The organism is Rickettsia sp. TH2014 (assembly GCF_019249195.1).
In the GTDB taxonomy this organism is placed as follows: Bacteria; Pseudomonadota; Alphaproteobacteria; order Rickettsiales; family Rickettsiaceae; genus Rickettsia; species Rickettsia felis.
This window is the reverse complement of record NZ_MXAX01000233.1, coordinates 1-5,494: the sequence shown is the minus strand read 5'-3', so window position 1 is coordinate 5,494 and position 5,494 is coordinate 1. Positions and strand designations below refer to the sequence as shown.

Here is a 5,494-nt window from a genome sequence, read left to right as displayed (position 1 = left end):
GGATACTGTGGTCAAGCCACGGTATGACAAAGGCGAAATTGGTCCACGCGGGCAATGCCTTGTGAGGAGCGGAGCTTTGTTGCGATCTAGTTTTAATTTCATGAGATTGCCACGCTCCTTACAGTCGCTCGCAATGACGAAAAATCGGTCCATGCGAGCAATGCCTTCTCACAATGACAACAAAACAACGAACATAAAGAATACTCAAAGTGTTAAAAAAATATTTATTATTTTTCTTATTTTCATTTTTCTCATTTAATGTGCAGGCATCTATTTGGGGCGATATAGCCGATTGTCTTCGCGATCCCTGTAATTGCGGACAAAGCGATAGAACGGAAACTTGGAATAGAGGCAGCAAAAATGAAGTAAAAAGAGGACCCTTTAAACCAGGCACATTATGTCCTCCTTGGAATAAAAGCGACGGTCGTGATAATGATACTTGTTTATTAAAATTTGATTACCCAGGTACATTTATCGGTTTTTTACTCAATAGATGTGCGGAAGAAGCCCCTGATAGTAGTTACTTTACTCCAAAAATTCGTATTAGAGTTCAAAGCTGTAATGCTGTCGCTTGTTGGCATCAAAACTCCACCCTAAATTGGGATGGAGAATGTGTATTATGGCCTACAGGTTACGGTCTACCTCTAACTAGAGTCTGTGCTAGAGTTGCCGTACCGGATATGCCTCTGCCTCCCGGAATAAACGCCACGCCTTCCCCTGCAGATCCAGGTTATACCGATGGAGTACATCTCAATAAAGTCGGTTATACAGAAGCTGATAATAAGATAATAGGTGTAGATGGAAAAATAGTCACTTTAAAATCTCCTAAACTTTGTGCTTATAGTGACCCTGGACTTGTTAACCTTGTTTCAGATTCCGGTGTACATCTTGATCCAATGGATTGGAATCCTAATCGTCAACCTCTTCATCAAACTAACGAACTTAGTCCTATTGCAAAAGTATTAAAATTTTTAGTTGAAATGGTAAAAGGAACAAGTTTGCCAGGTTTATTAGGGCAGCTTCTTGGTATGATAGATCAAGATTCAGAATTTATAAAAGTACTTCAATCAATACTTAACGCAATAGGAGAGGTTTTTAATTTTTTTCCTAGTTTAATAATAAAAGTTATTGAAGCACTTGGATCATTAAACGGTTCTGTAGATAGCTATTCTTTTGGTTGTGTACAATTGCCTTTAGGACCTTTTCCACCGCCATATTGCCCAAGTTTAGATTATATTAGCATTAATGCTAGTGCTAATAATGTATGTAGCATAAAAGATGCAAGCGGCAATTTTGATCAATCTTCTACTAGTCCGGCGTGTGTAGTGCCGTCTAATATCAATGTTAAAAACAATATTGTTAATAATACCATACGTGTTAGCTTTAGTAATCTTGTTCCACTTTGCACAGGATCAAACTCTGACCTCAAAACTTGTGTAGAACCACGTAATACAGATTTTTCTTCAGCAAAAATTACTCATACTAATACGGCTTTTAAAGATTTAATTAAATCGTGTAAGAATACTTCAGGCAGCACCCCATGTTTTAATACAGATATATCTACGCCATGTAGTGTTACGGCTAACGGTTGTAATGAGGGTTTTAGAATAGTATATTCACAGAAAATTGGAAATGTAGAAACACCTAGCGATTACTACATAAGCGATATACCGGACTGCCCAAGTTCTAGTTCAACTACCTGCCAAAAAGTATGGGGAATTAATATCGGTGAATTTAAGGATGTAAGTGTAAAATTCCCTCAGGTACAAAAACAAGATACAAATAGCCTAATGCCTATAAAGACAGATGTCACTCTAAAAGACAATAACGGTAAAGATAGAAAACTTTATGTCTCTATTAGTAATACCGAAGATGATAAGCAAAATCCTAATAATATTTGCTTATTTGAGTCCGGTAATTTAATAGATTGCGTACCGAGAGTAAATCATTCTTATAGTCTAGCTGCTTATGAATGTTCAAGACAATATGCTGGAATTACCTGCACTAATAACAATGCCAACGATGCTTATTATAAACCGCAATTCATTGCTTCAGTGCAGGTAAGAGAGAAACAAACAGATGGAACTATTAACATTATAGATGAAACAAGCACTCTTGTAACACCGTTAGCATACGCCGGACCTCCACCTCCCAATCCCACGGACACAGAAAGCATAGTAATGCTTGCCGGTTATAAGTATAGTTCTTCCGTTGCGTTTATACCTAAAGATCCACCAAAAGATCCGACAAATGATAAATATATTGCTATGCCGTTTTCAGGAGAGAATGCTCTAAATCAGTTGACTATTCACGGTAAATATAAAGACGATAAAGAACCTTATGATAGCAATGGAAAACCTGACTCAAGTGCGGTATATTTAAAATATTTAGAATATATAAACGGTAAATATATCCAAGGTGGAACGCATGCCTGCTTGATGCCGAAAAATTTCCAACATTGTAATCCTATGCCGATTCCTACTTTACCTGATGGTTCACCTATTCCCGGTTACAATAATGACTCGATAAATTGTGTACTTGCTAAATTAAACAACAACAATACTATAAATTGTAAGAATTTTAAAAATACATATAGCCTTAAATATCCAAACCTTGGTTTATGCAGCAAAGATATAAATACAAGTAGCTGTACTCTAAAAGAAACAGTGGAAGGTATTACCATTTATGCTTGCAATATAAATAATATTCCAAGTAACTGCTATACTAATAATAATAGCCCTAATACTCCAGTATGTGTTTTAAGTAGGGATTATAAAGATAGAGTCGAGCCAGGACCTGATAAAGGACCAAAATTAGTACCGTTAGATGATAAATCAAAATATTATACAGTGACATATACAGCAGGAGACGAAAACCATCCTCCAGAGCCGACATATAAAGCTGAGACCGAGGATGTAAGAGATAAAACTTGGCAAGAGCTAGATCTTTGTGCTCCTATATTAGTACCTACTTGTGCTAAAATTCCTAGCACAGCTGATGCTCCTTCCGGTAGCGCCCACGGTAATGCAGAATGGGATGAAAGCGATATAGGAGAACTTGCAATAGGAAGATGCCCGACGAATTGGATAGTTATTGATCCTAGTAAACCTTTAGAACGCCATTGTTTATCATACTTTGATAGAAAAGTTGTTGAATTTGAACCTTTAGGGCAAAATGTCGGCTGTAGAGAATCTACAGGATTGCCTATAAAGGTCGGTTATAACGACTTTCCATCAAGTCAATTACCTGAGACCCCTTATAATCCAGTAACTAAAATAGGTGACTATATCTTAAACAAAAAACCGGTACAACAGGGAAGCATTATGGCATTTCCAAAGGATGGGGCATTTATAGAAGCGACAGGTGAACCGGGCGATACAATATTGCATACTGTAGAATTCAAAGTAACTTTAGATGCAATAATGGACGATATTGAGTATTTTAGAGTAGAAGATTTATGGTATGATGATTGCACATTAATATATGTCAATGGCACAAAGCTACTTAGCCTCCCTACTAATGTTGATTCTCTAGACGACAAAAGGTACTGCAATAATGGGAACGACCAAGGTCAAGCATTACAAGCTAAAGTTAATAACCAACCTATTAGTGCAAACAATCCTATTAATATCAAACCTTATTTAAAACAAGGAGAAAATATTATAAGATTCCAGCTAAGAGTTATGTTTGGTGGGGGGCTATATTTCCACATGCAATATAAAATGAAGAGATAAATAAATGAGTTGGATTATTTTTTATACGGTAATCGCTGCTTTACTGGTTCTCGATTTGGGAATAGTACACAAAAAAAATACCGTAATGAGCTTTAAAGAAAGTGTACTTTTTAGTCTTTTCTATTTTGTAATAGCTTGTTTATTCGGTATCTATGTTTACTATAATACGGGAGCAGAACATGCTCGTGAATATTATACCTGCTTTCTCATTGAGAAAGCTATGTCCCTTGATAATATTTTTGTTATCTCTATTATTTTCCAATTTTTTAAAATTCTCGGGAAATATCAACATCGTGTTTTATTTTTTGGTATAATAGGCGTAATAATATTCAGAGCCATAATGATTTACAGCGGTATTATTCTTATAAATAAATTTGCTTGGTTATTATATATTTTTGCCGTAATACTTATTGCTACCGGTATAAAAACTTTTTATGTATCACATAAAACTTTTGATATACAGAATTCTTATATTTACAAGTCAATAGTAAAAAATCTAAATATTACTCCTAATCTTGAAGGGGGTAAATTTGTTGTTAAACGTAATAACAAACTATATTTTACCCCTCTTTTTATATCTCTAGTACTGATAGAAGCAATAGATTTAGTCTTTGCCATAGATAGTATACCGGCAATATTTGCGATTGCTAATGATGTTTATATAATTTATACTTCAAATATTTTTGCTATTTTAGGACTTAGAGCATTATTCTTTTGTTTAGCAGAAATTGTAGAACGTTTCAGTTATATAAAATATTCTTTAGCTTTAATTTTAATATTTATCGGATTTAAAATATTTATTCACCATTATATAGCAATTCCGGCATATGTTTCGCTCGTTGTAACTATTACTTTATTACTATTTGGTATAATTGCTTCCATAATTAGAAAAAATATGATTGACCATTAATAAAGGGGGTATATAATATTTTTTTATTTTTTAAGCAATTATAATGACTAAATTACTAAAATTATTTTTTATTACTATCATCATTGTTAATAACATTGCTTTTGCAAAAGAAACAGGGTTCTATATAGGAGCAGAAGGCGGAATAGTTGAACCGGTCGTTAGTAAATTCCGACATAAATACTCAAATACCGAAATAATTTTAAAAAAATCAAGCATGTGTAGTGGGAGAATAGGCTATATAATATATCCACAGATAGCTATTGAATTCTCAGCAACTTATCAACCTAAATATCGTCTGCATTACGTATTACCTCAGCAAAATTTAAGTAATGGTCTCACTATTCCTAAAACCCCGGGTAATACTAAAGTATTATCAAATATATATGCTAAGTCTTATTTATGATTTAGAAAAAATAAAAACTTTCACACCTTTTGTAATACTTGGAGGTGGAATAGCACAAGTAAAAGTTAAATCTACCTCCTCTAAGCGGAGTGTTATAAATGGTGATTATTTTAAAGTAAGAAGAACTCATAAAAATTGTGTTGCGTGGCAAGCAGGTCTTGGAGTTTCACAAGATGTAACTTCAAATTTAAGTATTGATGCAACCGCAAAATTACAAACGGCATATAGAGTAAGAATTAATTATGATACGCTTGATATGAAAACAGGACAATTCGTGCCGGCAAATCCTATCAAAAAACTATAGCCGTTGGAGAATTTGGAGTAGGATTTACTTATAGATTGCCATTTTAAGAATTCTGTGAAATATTTATATAAAGCAATAATGTCATCCCAAGCTGGCCTTGTTGTATAGCTCGCAAAACACGCTCGGTGTCATTCCTGCGAAAG

2 protein-coding genes and 1 pseudogene are annotated in these 5,494 nt (G+C 34.3%); all 3 read left to right on the top strand.

All coding sequences use genetic code 11. The features are described 5' to 3' along the window. Window positions 1–209 precede the first annotated feature (209 nt). Window positions 210–3,734, top strand: coding sequence for a hypothetical protein (locus KYQ89_RS04675; RefSeq protein ID WP_218460623.1), 3,525 nt, complete (start codon window positions 210–212; stop codon window positions 3,732–3,734). A gap of 4 nt (window positions 3,735–3,738) precedes the next feature. After that, the gene (locus KYQ89_RS04670; protein WP_218460622.1) at window positions 3,739–4,644 is read left to right on the top strand and encodes a TerC/Alx family metal homeostasis membrane protein; all 906 of its coding nucleotides are present in this window, start codon (window positions 3,739–3,741) and stop codon (window positions 4,642–4,644) included. 43 nt (window positions 4,645–4,687) lie between these two features. Next, window positions 4,688–5,398 (top strand): annotated as a pseudogene (locus KYQ89_RS04665) (outer membrane protein). The last annotated feature ends 96 nt before the right edge of the window (window positions 5,399–5,494 follow it).

Coding starts and splice junctions, on each gene's coding strand:
- KYQ89_RS04670 (WP_218460622.1), top strand. CDS start 3,739: ATGAGTTGGATTATTTTTTATACGGTAATCGCTGCTTTACTGGTTCTC.